At 64.1% G+C, this 17,223-nt stretch carries 15 protein-coding genes and 1 tRNA gene; 12 read left to right on the forward strand and 4 right to left on the reverse strand.

The window, feature by feature from the left end:
* The first annotated feature begins 12 nt into the window (after positions 1 to 12).
* From ACTJI5_RS10115 to ACTJI5_RS10140, 6 genes are all read left to right on the forward strand, one after another.
* A complete protein-coding gene (locus ACTJI5_RS10115) occupies positions 13 to 480 on the forward strand; it encodes a MarR family winged helix-turn-helix transcriptional regulator (protein WP_440860208.1) in 468 nt (155 codons plus the stop codon).
* 93 nt (positions 481 to 573) lie between these two features.
* Complete coding sequence (locus tag ACTJI5_RS10120; RefSeq protein WP_440860209.1) at positions 574 to 1,854, forward strand: hypothetical protein; 1,281 nt, start codon at positions 574 to 576, stop codon at positions 1,852 to 1,854.
* 102 nt (positions 1,855 to 1,956) lie between these two features.
* Positions 1,957 to 3,696, forward strand: a complete 1,740-nt coding sequence (locus ACTJI5_RS10125; protein WP_440860210.1) for a sulfatase-like hydrolase/transferase — start codon at positions 1,957 to 1,959, stop codon at positions 3,694 to 3,696.
* Between the two features lie 28 nt (positions 3,697 to 3,724).
* On the forward strand, positions 3,725 to 5,959 hold the full coding sequence (locus tag ACTJI5_RS10130) for a TonB-dependent receptor (protein ID WP_440860211.1): 2,235 nt from the start codon (positions 3,725 to 3,727) through the stop codon (positions 5,957 to 5,959).
* A gap of 18 nt (positions 5,960 to 5,977) precedes the next feature.
* Positions 5,978 to 6,568 carry an NADPH-dependent FMN reductase gene (locus tag ACTJI5_RS10135; protein ID WP_440860212.1) on the forward strand — a complete coding sequence of 197 codons (591 nt, stop codon included), beginning with the start codon at positions 5,978 to 5,980 and terminating at the stop codon, positions 6,566 to 6,568.
* The gene (locus ACTJI5_RS10140) at positions 6,568 to 7,134 is read left to right on the forward strand and encodes a MarR family winged helix-turn-helix transcriptional regulator (RefSeq protein ID WP_310255303.1); all 567 of its coding nucleotides are present in this window, start codon (positions 6,568 to 6,570) and stop codon (positions 7,132 to 7,134) included. The genes ACTJI5_RS10135 and ACTJI5_RS10140 overlap by 1 nt, the downstream gene beginning before the upstream one ends.
* A gap of 58 nt (positions 7,135 to 7,192) precedes the next feature.
* Here the strand turns inward: ACTJI5_RS10140 and ACTJI5_RS10145 are convergent, their stop codons facing one another.
* The gene (locus ACTJI5_RS10145; RefSeq protein WP_058800993.1) at positions 7,193 to 7,813 is read right to left on the reverse strand and encodes a hypothetical protein; all 621 of its coding nucleotides are present in this window, start codon (positions 7,811 to 7,813) and stop codon (positions 7,193 to 7,195) included.
* A 386-nt stretch (positions 7,814 to 8,199) separates the two neighbouring features.
* Here ACTJI5_RS10145 and ACTJI5_RS10150 point away from each other — a divergent pair, with 386 nt between their 5' ends.
* The 5 genes from ACTJI5_RS10150 to ACTJI5_RS10170 all read left to right on the forward strand — a co-directional run bounded on the left by ACTJI5_RS10150 (position 8,200) and on the right by ACTJI5_RS10170 (position 13,681).
* On the forward strand, positions 8,200 to 8,910 hold the full coding sequence (locus tag ACTJI5_RS10150; RefSeq protein ID WP_058537252.1) for a response regulator: 711 nt from the start codon (positions 8,200 to 8,202) through the stop codon (positions 8,908 to 8,910).
* Positions 8,907 to 10,220, forward strand: coding sequence for an ATP-binding protein (locus tag ACTJI5_RS10155; RefSeq protein ID WP_440860213.1), 1,314 nt, complete (start codon positions 8,907 to 8,909; stop codon positions 10,218 to 10,220). The genes ACTJI5_RS10150 and ACTJI5_RS10155 overlap by 4 nt, the downstream gene beginning before the upstream one ends.
* A gap of 148 nt (positions 10,221 to 10,368) precedes the next feature.
* The gene (locus ACTJI5_RS10160; protein WP_058537251.1) at positions 10,369 to 11,055 is read left to right on the forward strand and encodes a carbonic anhydrase; all 687 of its coding nucleotides are present in this window, start codon (positions 10,369 to 10,371) and stop codon (positions 11,053 to 11,055) included.
* Complete coding sequence (locus ACTJI5_RS10165) at positions 11,055 to 12,566, forward strand: SulP family inorganic anion transporter (protein WP_310255305.1); 1,512 nt, start codon at positions 11,055 to 11,057, stop codon at positions 12,564 to 12,566. Before ACTJI5_RS10160 ends, ACTJI5_RS10165 begins: the two co-directional genes overlap by 1 nt.
* 89 nt (positions 12,567 to 12,655) lie before the next feature.
* Complete coding sequence (locus tag ACTJI5_RS10170) at positions 12,656 to 13,681, forward strand: aspartyl protease family protein (RefSeq protein WP_440860214.1); 1,026 nt, start codon at positions 12,656 to 12,658, stop codon at positions 13,679 to 13,681.
* 221 nt (positions 13,682 to 13,902) lie between these two features.
* Here the strand turns inward: ACTJI5_RS10170 and ACTJI5_RS10175 are convergent.
* The 3 genes from ACTJI5_RS10175 to moaA all read right to left on the reverse strand — a co-directional run bounded on the left by ACTJI5_RS10175 (position 13,903) and on the right by moaA (position 15,891).
* Positions 13,903 to 13,977 (reverse strand) — tRNA-Asn (locus ACTJI5_RS10175).
* 83 nt (positions 13,978 to 14,060) lie between these two features.
* The gene (locus ACTJI5_RS10180) at positions 14,061 to 14,831 is read right to left on the reverse strand and encodes an NAD kinase (protein ID WP_310255307.1); all 771 of its coding nucleotides are present in this window, start codon (positions 14,829 to 14,831) and stop codon (positions 14,061 to 14,063) included.
* Positions 14,832 to 14,874: 43 nt separating this feature from the next.
* On the reverse strand, positions 14,875 to 15,891 hold the full coding sequence (gene moaA / locus ACTJI5_RS10185; RefSeq protein ID WP_440860215.1) for a GTP 3',8-cyclase MoaA: 1,017 nt from the start codon (positions 15,889 to 15,891) through the stop codon (positions 14,875 to 14,877).
* A 59-nt stretch (positions 15,892 to 15,950) separates the two neighbouring features.
* On the opposite strand from moaA, the gene ACTJI5_RS10190 reads away from it, so the two are divergent.
* On the forward strand, positions 15,951 to 17,150 hold the full coding sequence (locus tag ACTJI5_RS10190) for a GGDEF domain-containing phosphodiesterase (protein ID WP_440860216.1): 1,200 nt from the start codon (positions 15,951 to 15,953) through the stop codon (positions 17,148 to 17,150).
* Positions 17,151 to 17,223: the final 73 nt, after the last annotated feature.

The raw sequence follows: 17,223 nt of genomic DNA on the forward strand, positions 1-17,223 counted from the left end.
AGGAAGACGACGATGGATAGCCCGTTCCTGATGATGAACCTGCTGAGCGCCGTCTACTGGTTTGACGAGGCGCTGCAGGCGGCGCTCAAGGAGGCCGGCATTCCCAATGTCAGCCGCGCGCAGTCGATGTTGATCGCGAACATATCGGCGGGCGAACATCGCGCGACGCGCATCGCCCGCAATCTCGGCGTCACACGGCAGGCGATCAGCCTGATGCTCAGCGAGCTTGAGGCGCGTGGCATCGTCGAACTCGTCCCCGATCCCGCCGACCGGCGCGCGCGGATCGTCCGTTTCGCCGAACAGGCGAACGACACCCGCCGCGCCGCCGCCAAGGCCTTGCAATATCTCGAAGTCAAACTCGTCGAACGGATCGGCCTGCCCGCCTATCACGGCCTTCGCGACGCGATGCGCATGGACTGGGGCGATCCGCCGCGCGTGCCGCCCGGAGCGCTCGAAGGGCCCGAGGGGCCTACAGCCTAGGTCTTGTCAATTTAGTTAAGTTTCTTGACATTATTTCTCAGCGGTCTACTCTGGCCGCATAAGCCGATTCCGGCTGCCGGGAGAAAGGATGTCATGAATATCGCCGTTCAAACGCGCCGGGCGGAGGACGCCGCCGAGTCTTTCGCCGATCGCCGGATTCCGAAAGGCGGCGACTGGCTGTCGCGCGAGGAACTCGCGGCACTGACGCCCGGGGAACTGGTGCGCCGCACGACCGCGCTCAAGCCGCTCGTCGCGGCGCACGCGCTCGAATGCGAGCAGTTGCGTCGTCCCGTCGATGCGGTCTGGGACGCGATCCGCCGGACCGGCGTCTTCTATCACTTCGTGCCGCGGCGCTACGGTGGGCTGGAGTTCGACATCGACAGTTTCATCGACGCGATGCTGCCGATCGCCGAGGGCTGCGGTTCGACCGGCTGGGTCACCGCTTTTTGCGTCGAGCATAACTGGATGCTCGCGCAATTCCCCGAAAAGCTGCAGGAAGAGACTTTCGGCGGCGCCTTTCCCTATGTCATCGCACCGGGCGCGACCAACCCGCCGGGCGTCGCCCAGCCCGTCGACGGCGGCTATCGCCTGACGGGCCGGTGGAAATGGGGTACGGGCGTCATGCACGCCGACTGGGTGATGGTGACCGGCATGATTCCCGGCGAAAACCCACCGCGCCAGCTTTTCCTGGCGTTGCCGGCGGACGAGATCGAGGTGCTCGACACCTGGCATGTCGACGGGATGATCGGCACGGGCAGCAACGACATCCGCTGCGAAGACGTCTTCGTCCCCGAACATCGCGTGATGGACATGGGCGAAATGCGCATGGGCTGCGCGCCCGGCGCAAAGATCCACGCGCACAATCCGGTTTACCGGATGCCGATGACGCCCTTCCTCGCGATCACCGCGGCCATCGGCGCGGTCGGCGTCGCCCGGTCGGCGGTCGATCATTTCCGCGAACGCATCGGGGTTCGCACCATGCTCGGCACCACCGTCAAGCAGAACGAAAAGGCTTCGGCGCATATGCGGCTCGGCGAAGCCGCGGCGAAGACGCAGACCGCCGAAATGATCCTGCGCGAGGTCGGGCGGCGCAATGTCGCACTGACCGAAGCGGCCGGAGACGGGCTGGTGAGCAACGAGGACCGCATCGCGCTCCGCGCACAGGTCGCGCTCGCGATGGATCTGTGCCGCGACGCGATCCGGCTGCTGGTCGAAGGCGCGGGGTCGAGCGCGCATATGACCAGCAGCCCGCTCCAGCGCGCGCTACGCGACGTCAATGTGATGGCCAGCCACGTCGTCTACGACTTCGACGGCGCGACCGAACTGCTCGGACGGTCGCTGATCGGCTTGCCTCCCAACACCCCGGTCTTTTGAAATCGGTGAAAATTTGCGCAAGCAACTTGACAAATATTTTTCGCCTGCCATGATCTTAGTATACTAAGAAACTTCGGCACGACCGGCTATGGGAGGTGCGGGATGCGCGATATGGGAGAGATCGACCGGCGGACATTGCTCGCCGCAGGCGCTGCGGCCCTGGCGGCGGTGCAGGGCGCAAGCGCGACGGGGGCTGCCGCCGCCGAACGCGCCGCGCCGGTGCGGGCGGACCCGAAGCGGCGCGGCGGCCGCCCGAACATCCTCTTGGTGGTCAACGACCAGGAACGGGCGCTCGCCGACATTCCCGCCGGCCTGCCGCTGCCCGCGCACGACTGGTTGCGCGAACGCGGCATTCTCTTCGATCGCTTCCATGTGAACACGACGCCGTGCGGCCCGTCGCGCTCGAACATCTATACCGGGCTGCACACGCAGCATAGCGGCGTCTATGCCAACCCCAACTCGCCCCCGCACCCAGAGCTCAGTCCGCAAATCCCGACGATCGGGACGATGTTGCGCCGCGCCGGTTATCGCACGACCTACAAGGGCAAATGGCACCTTTCGAACATCAACGAAGGGCTGAACCTGCGCGGCGTCGCCGGCGGGATATTCCCGAACACCAGCGACGTCCTCGAGCCCTTCGGTTTTTCGGGCTATAATTTCAACGGCGAGCGCGAGGGGCTGTCGTGGGAAGGCTTTATGAGCGACGGGGTGACCGCCGCCGAGGCCGCCGGCCAGCTTCGTAGCTTTGCCGATGATGAGGGCGACGCGCCCTGGTTCATGGCGGTCAATTTCGTCAATCCGCACGACATCATGTTCTATGATCCGAGCGGCGAGGGGGAGGCGACGCGAGTACGGCCGAACCTTGTCGCGCCGCTGCTCGCCGCGCCGGGCGACCCGATCTATGGTCGCGACTGGAACTTCCCGCTGCCGCGCAGCTTCCATGCCGACGACCTGTCGCGCAAGCCGCGCGCCCACGCCGCGATCAACGCCAGTTCGGGGGCCTTCTATGGCCGGATGCGGCATTCGGACGAGGACGTCTGGCGCCGCAACCAGAATTATTATTTCAACTGCATCCGCGACGTCGACCGCCACATGCAGACGGTGTTCGACGCCCTCGTCGCCACGGGCCAGCTGGATAATACGGTCATCGTCTTCACGTCCGATCATGGCGAACGCGCGGGCGCGCACGGGATGCGGCAGAAGGGCGGTACGATCTACAAGGAGGATGTCGGTGTCCCGTTGATCGTCGTCCACCCCGACCTTCCCGGCGGGCGTTCGACGCATGCGCTGGGCAGCGCGGTCGACCTGGTCCCGACGATGCTGTCGCTCGCGGGGGTCGACGAGGGCGCGCGGCGCGACATGCAACCGAAGCTCGTCGGTCACGACCTGTCGGCGGCGATCGCTGCGTCCACCGCGCGGACAAGACGTGACGAGGCCGGGATCCTCTTCAACTATGCCGTGCGCTACGGGTGGAACGCCCCCGACGTGCCGTCCGGCGTCGCCGAGACGAAACCGCTGCCCGAAAACGACCTGATGTTGCGCCGCCTGCACCGCGGCGTCCACGACGGCCGCTACAAATTCGCACGCTATTTCGCGCCCGCGCAGCATCATATGCCGAAGCGCTGGGACGACCTCGTCGCCCATAACGACCTCGAACTCTATGACACGGCGGCCGACCCCGACGAGATCGACAATCTCGCCTGGCGACCGGACGCCCACAAATCGCTCATCGAACGCCTGAATGCCAAGACCAACAAGCTGATCGAAGCCGAGGTTGGCGAGGACAAGGGCGCCGAATATCCGGGTCCGGCCACACAATATGAGACGCTGAAACTCGCCTGACCGTCACCTTGGGAGAGGGACTATGAAAATGAAAACACTGCTTTGCGGCGGCGCGATGGCGCTCGCCCTCGGAACACCGGCCTTTGCGCAGGAGGCGGCGGCAGACGGCGCCAGCGCGCGCGATGACCAGACGATCATCGTCACCGCGACCCGCCGCGAGCAGACGCTGCAGGAAGTGCCGATATCGGTCGCGGTGGTCGGTGGTAAACAGCTCGAGGAAAAGGGCACGCTGTTGTTCGACGATGTCGCCGATAGCGTCCCCAACCTCCAGATCGACCGCACCAATGGCAATTTCGCGATCACGATGCGCGGCCTTGGCGCCGGGACGGGCAATCTGTCGTTCGAGCAGTCGGTCGGGCTGTTCATCGACGGGGTCTATCTCAGCCGTTCGCGCGCCTTCCAAAACCCGCTGCTCGATATCCAGCGCGTCGAGATCGTGCGCGGGCCGCAAGGCGCGCTGTTCGGCAAGAATACCAACGCGGGTGCGATCAGCGTCGTCACGCGCCGCCCGACGCGCGAGTTCGAGGGCTTCGCCCGCGCGAGCGGTGAGGTCGAGCAAGGCGGCTGGAACCTCGACGGCGCGGTGTCGGGACCCGTATCGGACACGATCAGTGTCCGCCTGACCGGACGCGCCGGCGCGATCGGCGACTATATGAAAAATACGCTGACCGGCCGCGACGAATTCGGATCCCGCTATGAAGCGGTGCGCGGCCAGATCCTGTGGGAGCCGAGCGACGATTTCGAGGCGCTGGTCAAGGTCGAGCATTCGTCGAACCGCGTCGATGGCGGCGCGCTGGTGTTCAATTATATCGGCGATGCGAGCTGCTTCCTTTGCAACAAGGTGCGCAATTCGGGTGCCAACGTCCCCGAATATCCGTCGTTCCGCCGCGCGTCCGCGGGGACCAATCCCGAATATGACGACACCAAAACGACGATGGCGCAGCTGACGATGAACCTCGATGCCGGCGACTGGCGCTTTACGTCGGTTACCGCCTGGCAGGAGCTGAAGGGCGGCGTGAATATGGACTATGACGGTCCGCTGACCTTTTTGGAATCGGACATCACCGAACAGTCCAATTCGCTGTTTCAGGAAGTGCGCGCGCAGCACCCGATCGGCGACGATGGCGCCTTTATCGCCGGGCTGACCTATATCGACACCGATTTGCACATCCAGCAGGCGTCGACCTTCAACGCAGCAAGCGCGGGATTTCCCGCCCCGCTCAACGGCCTGTCGCTCCGTCAGTTCAACCAGACCGGCGAATCCTGGTCGCCCTTTGTGTCGGTCGAGGTGCCGGTCAGCGAGCGGATCATGCTCAGCGGCAGCCTGCGCTATTCGAAGGAACGCCGCGTGGGCAACGCGATCTCGAGCAATATCGGCGTCTTTCCGCCGACCTATCTGCCCTATGATCTGACCGAAACGCGCAAGGAGAGCCTGTGGGATTATTCGGCGCGCATCCGGTACGAATTTTCGCGCGATGCCTATGTGTACCTCAGCTATGCGACGGGCACCAAGGGCGGCGGTTTCGTGTCGAACGATGCGCTGCTCCTTTTCAACATCCAAAGCGGCGTCGCGACCTTCCAATATGATTCCGAACGGGCGAGGTCATGGGAGCTCGGCGGGAAATTCCGCTTCCTGGGCGGCAAGGGGCAATTCAACGTCGCGCTGTTCCGCACCAATTTCGCCGACCTGCAGGTGTCCGAATATAATGGCACCGCCTTCATCACCGGCAACGCCGCGTCGGCGATCGCCCAAGGGGTCGAGATGGACGCGAATATCGGCCTCGGCGACCATTGGCGCGTCGGCGGCAGTTTTGGGTATCTGGATGCCCACTACAAGGATTATCCGGGCGGCGCCTGCCTCTATAATGCACCGGCGACGTGTAACCCGCGAACCAATAATCTGGCGGGGGTTCGCCTTGTCCGCGCGCCCGAATGGACGGGTAATGCGTTCATCGAGGCCAAATATCCGGTGTCCGGCAGCCTATATGTGCTCGGCAATGTCTCGGCGAACTATCAGTCGCGTTCCTTCTTCCAGCCTGACATGAGTCCGCTCAACTCGCAGCCCGCTTTCACCAAATATGACGCTCGGCTGGCGGTGGGCCGCGAAGACGGCCGATGGGAACTCGCGCTGGTGGGCCGCAACCTCACCAACAAGGTCACCACCAGCCAGGGATTCAATACTCCGGTATTCGGCGGCAACAGCCACATGGCGCTCGTCGGATCGCCGCGGACGGTGACCCTGCAATTGTCGCTCGATTTCTGATCGCAGGGAGGGGGCAGGATGGGCCGGCCCGAACTCTTGCTGCTCGCCGGGGGCATTCGCCCGGGCTCGCTCAACGAGAAGCTGATCGGCTGCGCGGTGCAGGCGGCGCGCGATCGCGGGCTGCCCGCGACGCGCCTGTCGCTGGCGGACTATCGCCTGCCGCTGTTCGGCGCCGAAGCGCTGTCGATCGACGAGGTGCCCGAGGCGTTGGCGCTCAAGGCGATGTTCCGGCGCCATGACGCCGTGATCATCGCGAGCCCCGAGCATAATGGCTCGGTCACCGCGATGCTGAAGAACGCGCTCGACTGGATTTCCTGTCCGGGGGAAGGCGAGGCGGCGCAGGCCTATGGCGCCTTTCGCCGCAAGCCTTTCGCGCTGCTGTCGGCGTCATCGAGCCCGTTCGGAGGGTTGCGTGGCCTGTCCCAGCTTCGCCAGATTCTGACCACCGTGAACGCCTGGGTGGTGCCCGAACAGCTCAGCGTGCCGCACGCCCATCGCGCGTTCGACGCGACCGGCAAGCTCGCCGATCCCCTCCTTCGGACCCTGCTGGATGAACTGGTCGACACGGTGGCAGGTGCGGTCCGCCACGAAGCGGTCGAAGGGAAATGATGAGCGAGCGGCTGCCTGCCGGGAATTACTGGGCTTTCGATGACAGCCTCGGCTATCTCGCTCGCCTGATCTTCCGCTCCTTTTCCCGGCTACGCGAGCAGCACACCCGCGAATATGACATATCCTCGGGTCAATGGACGTTCCTCCGCCAACTTTGGAGCGACGACGGGATCAGTCAGCGCGAACTCAGCCGCCGGCTCGCGATGCGCGATGCGACGACTGCGGTTACGCTCCGCGCGCTGGAACGGGCGGGTTTGGTGCGCCGCGCCGTCAACCGCCGCGACCGGCGTGAAATACTGGTTCATCTGACTCCGCATGCCAGGCGTCTGGAAAAGCTGCTCATGCCGAGGACCGCCGAAATCCAGGCGCTTGCCACCCAAAATTTATCGGATACCGAAGTCGAGACCCTCAGGCGACTGCTGTTCCATGTGATCGACAATCTCGCTTCCGCCGATCCCGAGCTTCAAGACAGTCGGCGAATCGTTCCTCACCCCAAGCAGATCGACAGAGGGCAATCGCGAAGTGCGCACGAAGTGATAACTTCGCGGGAAGCGCTGCCGAGTTAATCTTATTCGGCGGAACGCCCGTGCGGTGGAGGGATCGGCTTGCCGATCAATCGCTGACCTAAGCCGACAACGTCGCGCGATAGTCGTCGACGGCAAGCAATAGCCCTTCGATCTCGGCCGGAACGATCCGGATCCGGAGGTCGTCTCGGCCATTCGGCCGCCCCTTGAATTTGAGATCCCAGCCTTCCGCGCGGGTCATGGCGGCCCTGAGCTGGGTCTCGTCGACCGAGAAGACCAGCTTCATCGTCAGCGCGCAATCGCCGTTGAAGTCGCTGTTCGGGCACATGGTGTCGTCGCCGCGCCGCGCGTGATCGAGCCGCTGTGCCACGAGGTTGCCATCGCGATCCGCGAAGTGGACCGTATCATAGAGACGCTGCGAGCCCCAATAGCGCAGGGACTGGTGCACCTCGAACCGGGTTTCGCCGGTGCGTTTGTCGACATGGGCTTCGACATGGCTGTCGAACGAGGTCGAGCCATTCAAGCGCCGTTCTTTGCGAAAACCGTTACGGGTCGAGATAATTGTTGCGAACTCCAGATCGTCATCGTCGATCGTGGCTTTGGAGCGGAACGCTTCCGCATCCATCTTCGCGAGCTGTCTCGGCACCGCGGGAGCGTTCGCCACCGCGGGCGAAGCCAGGACAACTGCGACCACGCCAAGGGTCAGGCTGGAAAAACGCACGAGTGAAACTCCTTGAAAACCATGAAACCGGCGGGGGACGCCGCCATGGCTCGAGCAAATACCGGCCGAACAATGCACTCAGGTGTCGCCAACGTAAGGAAACATTGCTGAACTGCGCGGGTGGTCTCAGCCATCAAGCAGCTCGATCGAATTTTTCCGCAACCTCTGCTCTCCCGCTGCCGACCGTCTGTCTTGTCAACAGGCCCAAATCTCGTTGTCGCGAAGCACGGGCGCGTGCCGGGTATGTTGTAAGAAAATGTTTCTGCGCTCACGCGCGCACTGGAAGGGCGGCGCGTCGTCCCTATCTGGAGCTGGCGGGTCGCCTGACCATTTGCCCTCCGGGCTTTCATCACCAGAGACTACGAACGAACGGCGTATATTTCCCAATGACTGCCTCCACAATTTTGATCGTTGAGGACGATCCCGCCTTGCGCACGCTTACGGCTCGCGCGCTTCAGCAAAATGGCTATCAAGTCCGGCCTGCAGCTTCCGCTCCCGAAATGTGGCTGGCGCTGGATGTCGGGGCCGTCGATCTTGTGCTGCTCGACGTCATGCTGCCCGGGACCAGCGGCCTCGATCTCTGCCGTCAGCTTCGCCAGCAGAGCGAAGTGCCTATCATCTTCGTGAGCGCAAAAGGCGGCGAGACCGATCGAATCGTCGGGCTCGAACTGGGTGCCGACGATTATCTCGCCAAGCCATTCAGCACCCGCGAGCTGACCGCTCGCGTGCGTGCCGTGCTTCGCCGTGGGCGTCTGGACCGTCAGCATGGAAAAGGCGGGCAGCAGGTCGCTGAATTTGCTGGCTGGATAGTCAATTTTTCGAGGCGCGAGCTGCATTCTCCGACGGGCGCGATCGTCGAGTTGACGGGTGCAGAGTTTGATCTGTTGTCTAGCTTTCTGGAGAACCCTCAACGTGTGATTGCCCGTGAACGGTTGATCGAACTGTCGCGAACGCGGCTCGGCGACGCTTCGGATCGCAGCGTCGATGTGCTGGTCAGCCGCTTGCGGCGCAAGCTTTCGCACAAGGATGCGAGCGCGCCGATCATCACTGTTCGCGGCGTCGGCTATATGTTCAACGTCGAAGTGTCGCGTCGGTGACCGACGCCATGCGGCCGTCGCTCGGGCTGGTCGGGCGGATCTTTCTGATCCTGCTATTGGCGATTACGATCGAATTCATCGTCAGCACCTTCCTTCACGAGCGCGCGGGGCAGTTGCGCGTCGAAGAGGATGAGGCGCACCGCGTGGCCGAGCATCTCGCCGCTGCCAGCCGTTTGCTGAACGCGAGCCCGCGCAGCGAACGCCCGGCCCTCGCGGCCCGCCTGTCGAGCGAAACCTTCATCGTCGAATGGCATCCTACCAGCCTCCCGCTCATGCCAATGGCGGCGCCGCTGAACGAAATGCGCATGCAGATCATCGGATGGGAGCCAGCTCTGGGGCATGAGAATTTGCGCCTGCATCTGAAGGAGCCGGGACGTAACGGCAAGGTCACCGGCCAGCTGTCGCTTGCCGACGGAAGCTCGCTGGAGTTCAAGGCGACGCAGCTCGTCGATCCCTCGCGGCTGCGGATCAACCGGTTCCTGTTGGCGCTGGTGCCCGCGATCGCACTGATCCTCATCGGCGGACTGCTCATGCGCCGCGTGCTCTCCCCGATGCGAATGCTCGCGCGCGCCGCGGTACGGATCGGCGAAGGCGACGCCGTGGTTCTTCCCGAGGTCGGCGTATCGGAAATCCGGCGCGTGATCGCCGCCTTCAACGAAATGCAGGCGCGCATCCATCAGCTGATCACCGATCGCACGGAGGCGCTGGCCTCTGTCGGCCACGACTTGCGCACGCCGCTCGCAAGGTTGCAGCTTCGCACCGAGGCAATCGACGATCCGTTTTTGCGCCTTTCGATCGAGAAGGACGTCGGCGAAATGGAAGCGATGGTGGCTTCGCTCCTCGCTTTCTATGGCGGCGACAGCGATCCTGAAAAGCCCGTACAGACGGACATAGCGGTCTTGGCGGCGACAATCGTCGACGATGCTTCGGACATGGGCGATCTGGCGGCCTATCAAGGACCGGACCATCTCGAGATCGTCGTGCGTCCGTTGGCGCTCAAACGCGCTCTGTCCAATCTCGTTGAGAATGCGATCAAATATGCCGGCGGGGCGCAGGTCAGTATTCGAACGGAGGATGGCCGGGTCGTCCTCTGCGTCGAGGACGACGGCCCGGGCATTCCCGAAGATGAACTGGAGCATGTGCTCGAACCCTTCGTCCGGCTGGACCTTGCGCGGAGCCGCGATACGCTCGGGTTGGGATTGGGAATCCCGATCGCGCGGCGCGTTGCGCACCGGGAGGGCGGCATGCTGCGTCTGTCGAACCGGCCAACAGGCGGGCTGCGCGCCGAGATTGATATTCCGCTAGGCTGAGCGGGCGGAAACACTTCCTTACAAGCGGAAACACTTCCTTACAAGCGGAAACATTTGCTTACACAATTGCTGCGTCGCAGCAAAGTTCGGGGCCTAACTCCGGGTTCGCGCCGCCTCTCCCTTCGGCGCCAATCAAGGAGTCCCCTCGGTGAACGAGCTGATCGGTCGCGTCTTTTCTTTCGAAAAGCAAACTTTTCCCAATCAAAGCACACTCTATGGACGTCTCGCCAGCGACGGACAAAGTCCGAAGGCGCTGATGATATCCTGCGCGGACTCGCGCATCGTCCCGGAGCATATCATGCAGGCCGAGCCTGGCGATCTGTTCGTGTGCCGCAACGCGGGCAACATCGTGCCTCCCTTCGCCACGCAAAATGGCGGTGTCTCTTCGACCGTCGAATATGCGGTCGCCGCGCTTGGCGTTCGAGACATCATCGTGTGCGGGCACTCGGATTGCGGCGCGATGAAGGCGCTGGCCGTCAATCAGGACCTGAGTAGCATGCCGAATGTCGCGGCATGGCTGCGTCATTCGCACGCCGCGCACAAGGTTGTGACCGATAGTTATCCGGCGATGAACGACATCCAGCGAATCCGCGCGGTCTCGCTCGAAAATGTGGTCATTCAGCTTGCCCATCTGCGCACGCATCCCGCGGTGGCGGCGGGTCTCGCGCGCGGGGAAATCGCGCTGCACGGCTGGTTCGTCGATATTCATGCCGGCTGCATACTCGGCCTGGACGGAGCGACCGGCCGTTTCATGCCGCTGCGCGAGGACGCTCCGCTGCCCGTCGCTCTGCCGCATGCCTCGCGGCGCGCCGCCGATTTCGCGGAAGCGGTGTGATGAACGTCGCCGTGCCGTCACTCGGCAAGACCTTTTCGCGCGATTTGACCGCGTCGATCGTCGTATTTCTGGTTGCGATGCCATTGTGCATGGGGATCGCGATCGCCTCGGGAGTGCCGCCCGAGAAAGGGCTGATAACCGGAATTATCGGCGGTATTGTCGTCGGTGCGCTTGCCGGATCTCCGCTTCAGGTGAGCGGGCCGGCGGCCGGACTGGCCGTTATCGTCTTCGAAATCGTGCGCGACCAGGGGCTTTCGGCCCTTGGTCCGATCCTCGTTCTCGCCGGGCTCATCCAGATCGCGGCCGGCGTTTTCCGGCTCGGCGGCTGGTTTCGCGCAATCTCGCCCGCCGTCGTTCACGGAATGCTCGCGGGCATTGGCCTGTTGATCGTGCTCGGCCAATTCCATGTTCTGTTCGATGCCAAGCCGCTTCCCGGTGGGATCGACAATCTCGTGGCGATGCCCGGCCGCATCCTTGGGCTCACGCCCGGTGGCGGAGCGCTGGCCGCCTTCGCTGTGGGCGTGCTGACGATAGCGGCGATGCTGGGGTGGGAACGCGTGCGTCCGCAGAGCCTGCGCCTCGTGCCCGGCGCACTCATTGGCGTGGTGGCTGCCACTCTGGTCGCCTATGGTTTCGGGCTCGAGGTTATCCGCGTCGATGTTCCGCAATCGATCGTCGGCGCGATTGCTCTACCCGATGCGGGCATGCTGCAGCGTTTTGCCGAGCCCACGCTGATCGCCACGGCGGTTGCGATCGCCTTTATCGCAAGCGCCGAGACATTGCTCTCCGCAGCGGCGGTGGATCGGATGCACGACGGCGTGCGGACAAACTACAACAAGGAACTGCGCGCGCAAGGTATCGGCAATCTGCTCTGCGGCGTCGCTGGCGCGCTTCCGATGACCGGCGTGATCGTGCGCAGCTCGGCCAATGTGCAGGCTGGCGGCGTCACGCGGCTTTCGACGATCCTGCACGGTGTGTGGATCCTCGGGTTCGTCGCGCTGCTGCCCTGGCTTCTGCGCGAAATCCCGATGGCGGCGCTTGCCGGTGTGCTCGTCGTCACCGGCGTCAAGCTCGTCAGCCTCGATCATGTAAGGCATCTGTTCGACCGCTATGGCCCGCTTCCCGCGCTGATCTGGGCGGGCACGTTCCTGATGGTCGTGACGACCGATCTGCTGACCGGCGTGCTCGTGGGTCTGGCGCTGTCGACGCTCGAACTCGCGCCGCACGTCCGGAGGCTGCGCCTGCGCACCGATCAGCGGCAAGAGGGTGAGACGCGGGAGATCGTGCTCGACGGCACAGCGACCTTCGTTGCGCTGCCCAAGCTGACCGCGCTCCTCGATGACCTCCCGGCGGCGGGACGACTGAAACTCAATGTCGAACGGCTGAAGCACATCGACCATACCTGCGCCGAAATGCTCGAAGAGTGGATCAAGCGGCGGCGTAGCTCGGGCCTCATTGTCGAACTCCAGGGTGCAACGGGAAGGCTCGAACGACTGGCGGCCGCGGCATGATCGGTGCCTCGCCAGCGCGTGCCGTACCGGAGCGAGAAGGCGAGGCACCCCCTGGAAAATGGGTAGCATGCGGGAACGGGGAGGATTCGTTGCTGACTCTCCCGGTTAAGATCCGCGGCGTCGAAACGAGAGCGGTTCTTGACAGCGGCGCCACCCGCTCCGCGGTGGATGCTGGCTTTGCGGCTCGCCATCGGCTGCATGGCGTGCGGGATCATCGCGTTACGGCGCTCACACGAGAGACCGTAGCCAGAGTGACCGGACCGTTACGCATCGAGGCTGGCGCCGAGCATTTGCTCACGACGTCAGCCTTGATACTCGATCTGGCACCGATGGCGCGCGCGGCACGAATGTCGATCGAACTGGTGCTCGGGCAAGAATTCTTTGTACGCAACATGGTCGAGATAGACCCCGATCGGGCCGCGCTCCGGTTTTGGACCAATGGCGGCGATAACATAAATCACTGGCTGCCGGTGGTGCAGACGGCCGACGGGCTGTTCTGCACCACCATCTCGCCGAAGGAGGGTTTGGAGGCCGCAGCGATCATCGATCTGGGCTGCTCGACGCCGCTCTACGTCGACCCCGAATATGTCGAGGCAAATGATCTGTTCGGCGGCATGAGGCGAGGTTCCAGCGCAAGCCTCGGGGTCGAAGGCGTCGCTATCAGCCAGCTCGGCCGTTTGGAAAGCTTGCGTGTGGGCGACGTCGTTCTCCATGACGTGCCCTTCGCGGTTCCACCCGTCTGGCGTTTCGCTGCGCCCATGATAATGGGCCTTCCGCTTCTCATGCGCTTTCGTTGTCGTCTGGCTTTCGGGCGCGCCCGGATGCAGCTGGTTCGGGCAAGCCGATCGAAGAGGCCATTTGTGCGAGACGCGTCCGGGCTCAGCGTGCTTCACGCGGGCGATCACCTGCAAGTCATCCACGTGGCCAAAGACAGCCCGGCAGCAAAAGCAGGCCTCCATGAAGGAGACAGCATTGTCGCAATCAACGACGAGCAGGTCGGCCCGGGCAGCGTCCAGAGCCACCGCAATCTCGGCAAGCGACCGCCAGGGACACGCTATGCGCTCTCGATGCTTGCCAAAGACGACGTGGAATTGGTTCTCGAGGATTATTATTGATTGGCCGCGCCGCTTTCTTCCCGGCGGGCCGAAATCGCGGGCGCGCTGGCGGTTATGCGAAGTCGATTTTCCCTTACGGTGCGGAGGCGACCTACGATATTTTGCTCTGCGATAAGAGTTGAGGCTCTTTTCATCGCTGCCCCGGAGTACGGGGGGCTGTCGGCGAACGTCGCGCAAAGCAAGAGTGCTTTGGCGTAGGCTTTCGTATGTCTGGAAAGAAATGGCTCCCCGGGTAGGATTCGAACCTACGACCGATCGATTAACAGTCGATTGCTCTACCGCTGAGCTACCGAGGAACACGCCGCCGAAGCGGACAAGGCGGCCCCTTTGCCGCCAACCGACAACTTTATCAAGGGGCTTTTATGGCCTTTTGTGACTCTCAGACGATAAATTGTTCCATCGCGATGCGTTCGTCGAGGCCCTGGTCGGGATCGAACAGCAAAGTCAGCGGCCGGCTGCGGTCGGTGGTGACCAAAACCGTCTTCACATCGCGGATCTCGCGCTGGTCGGCGACCGCGCTGACCGGGCGTTTCGCGGCTTCGCGGACGTTGAAGCGGATGCTCGTCGATTCGGGGACCAGCGCACCGCGCCAGCGCCGCGGACGGAAGGGGCTGATCGGCGTCAGCGCCAGCATTTCGGATTCGAGCGGCAGGATGGGGCCGTTGGCGCTGAGGTTATAGGCGGTCGATCCCGCCGGGGTCGCCACGAGCACGCCGTCGCACGCCAGTTCCTCCAACATCGTCTTTTCGTTGATCATCACCTCGAGCTTCGCCGCCTGGCGCGTTTCGCGCAGCAGCGAAATCTCGTTGATCGCGGGCAATATGTGGCGCTCGCCGCTGATCGTCGTGATGTCGCCCGACAAGGGATGAATCAGGAAGGGGCGCGCGGCGGCGAGGCGGTCGACCAGCCCCTCGATCCGGAACTCGTTCATCAGGAACCCGATCGTGCCGCGGTTCATGCCGAAAACGGGCATGCTGCGGCGCTGGTCGAGCAGCTGGTGCAGCATGTGGAGCAGGAAGCCGTCGCCGCCGAGCGCGATCAGCAGGTCGGCCTCGGCTAGCTCCACAAAGTCGTAGAGCGGACGCAGCTCGGCTTCCGCTTCCATGGCGGCGGGCGCGTTCGATGCGACGAGCGCAATCTTGCGATGCATATTGGTCCGGTTCCCCCGTGTCTTCAGAAAACGGGGCTGCCTGTCAGCCGCCCGTTGCACTCATATGACGCGCGACCGCCGGTTTGGACTTTCCATCGATATGGAAGTCATGCGCGCGGGGTTTGCCAGCCAATGCCGCATCAATCAACCCATCGACGTCGCCGCCGTCGCGCAAGGCGGCGCGCAGGTCGACATGATCGTCCTGGCCAAGGCACATATAGACGCGGCCCTCAACGGTCAGGCGGATGCGGTTGCACGTCGCGCAGAAATTGTCGCTGAGCGGCGTGATCAGCCCGAGGGTCACGGGGCTGTTCTCGACCGCGAAATAGCGCGCGGGACCGCCGGTGCGCTTGTCGACCGGATAGATGGCGCGCGCTTCGCGAAGCGGCGCGATGAACTGGTGAAGCGGGATATAATGATCGCTGCGGTCGCCCTCGACCTCGCCGAGCGGCATCGTTTCGATCAGCGTCAGGTCGCAGCCGGTCGCGGCGCAATAATCGAGCATGGGGACGAGATGATCTTCGTTGAGTCCGGCGAGCGCGACCATGTTGATCTTGACCGCCAGCCCCGCGGCGCGCGCCGCATCGATCCCGCCGAGCGCGACGGCAAGGTCGCCAACGCGGGTGATGTGGCGAAAGGCGGCGGGGTCGAGCGTGTCGAGACTGACATTGATGCGGCGCACCCCCGCCGCGGCCAGCATCGGCGCATGCTCGGCGAGCCGCATCGCGTTGGTGGTGAGCGTCAGTTCGTCGAGGCCGTGGCCGATCATCGCCCCCAATCGCATCGCGAGCGTATCGATCCCGCGCCGAACCAGCGGCTCGCCGCCGGTCAGGCGGATGCGGCGGATGCCCCGCGCAACGAAGCGCTCGGCGATTTCGCCCATTTCCTCTATGCTGAGCACCGCCGATTTGGGCAGGAAGGTCATGTCCTCGGCCATGCAATAACGGCAGCGCAGGTCGCAGCGATCGGTGACCGAAAGCCGTAAATAGCTGATCCGACGGCCATGTCCGTCGATGAGCGGCGCCGCGGGCGCAGCGCTATGGGAAAATGTGGCAGCCACGCGCCTATATTGATGCAAAAGGCAGGAACTTGGCAAGCAAAGCCTGCTAGAGGAATGCGATGAATCGCCTGTCCGACTCCCTTTCCGCCTGCGCCCGCAAACTCGAAGCCCTGCACACGCGCTATGATGCCGACGCGGGCGTCATCCTGGTCCAGGTCGACCAGATGGCGCGCATCAACAACAGCGCGGGGACGGCAACGGGCGATTCGGTGCTCGACGAGATCGGGCGGCGGCTCGAAAATTTCGCGAGCGACGAATTCGGGCAGGGGTCGTGCGTCGACCGGCTCGACGGCCCGCGCTTCCTGATCGTCCCGTCGACACCGATGTCGCTCGGCGCCCTCCGCGCGCAGGAGCGCGCGCTCCACGTCGCGCTGGCCGAACCGATCGTCGGCGATCCGAACGGCCGCCTGTCGATCCGCATCGCCGCGGCGCTGATCACGCGCGATGATTCGGTCGCCGAACAATTGCGTGCTGCGGGCGACCAGCTGGCGCGGCCGGCGTCCGCCCGTGACGGGGTGATGGTCCACGCCGCGCTGTCGCAGAACGAGGTCGTGATCCATTACCAGCCGCAATATGACGTCGCGACCGGGGAGATGACCGGGGTCGAGGCGTTGCTGCGCTGGCAGCATCCCGAACTCGGCCTGCTCGGCGCCGGGCCGCTGGTGACTGCCGCACGCGCGGCGCGGCTCGAATGCGAGCTTACCGAACATGCGCACCGCGTTGCGCTCGCCGAAATGGCGGCGTGGCCCAAGGCGCTCGCGAAGCTGCGCGTGTCGCTCAACATCACCGCCGCCGATCTCGGCGACCCCGAATTTGCCGGCCGCTTCGCCGCGATGGCAAAGGCGGCAAAGATCGACCCCGACCGGCTGACGCTCGAACTGACCGAACAGGCGATGCTGAGCGACCCCGCCAGCGCCGCCGACCAGCTGGCGCAGATCCGTGCGCTGGGCGTCGCGGTCGCGATCGACGATTTCGGCACCGGCTATTCCAGCCTGTCGCTGCTCGCGCGGCTGCCGATCGATTATCTCAAGATCGACAGCGGCTTTACCCGCACGATCGACGGCAGCGACCGCGACCGCATCGTCGTGCGCGCGATTGTCGACCTTGCGCGCGCGCTGGGGCTGCTCGTGGTCGCCGAGGGGATCGAGAATGAGCGCCAGCTCGCCCGATTGACCGAGTTGGGGGTTGCGACCTGGCAGGGATTTTTGAAGTCGGGGCCGGTGCCGGCGGATCAGTTGCTGGAGTTGATGGAAGCATAGAAACACGTCGCCCCTGCGAAGGCAGGGGCCGCTACCGGCTTGGCGCAAGGTTGCCAGCGGCCCCTGCCTTCGC

This window comes from Sphingopyxis sp. 22461, assembly GCF_052044915.1.
GTDB lineage: Bacteria > Pseudomonadota > Alphaproteobacteria > Sphingomonadales > Sphingomonadaceae > Sphingopyxis.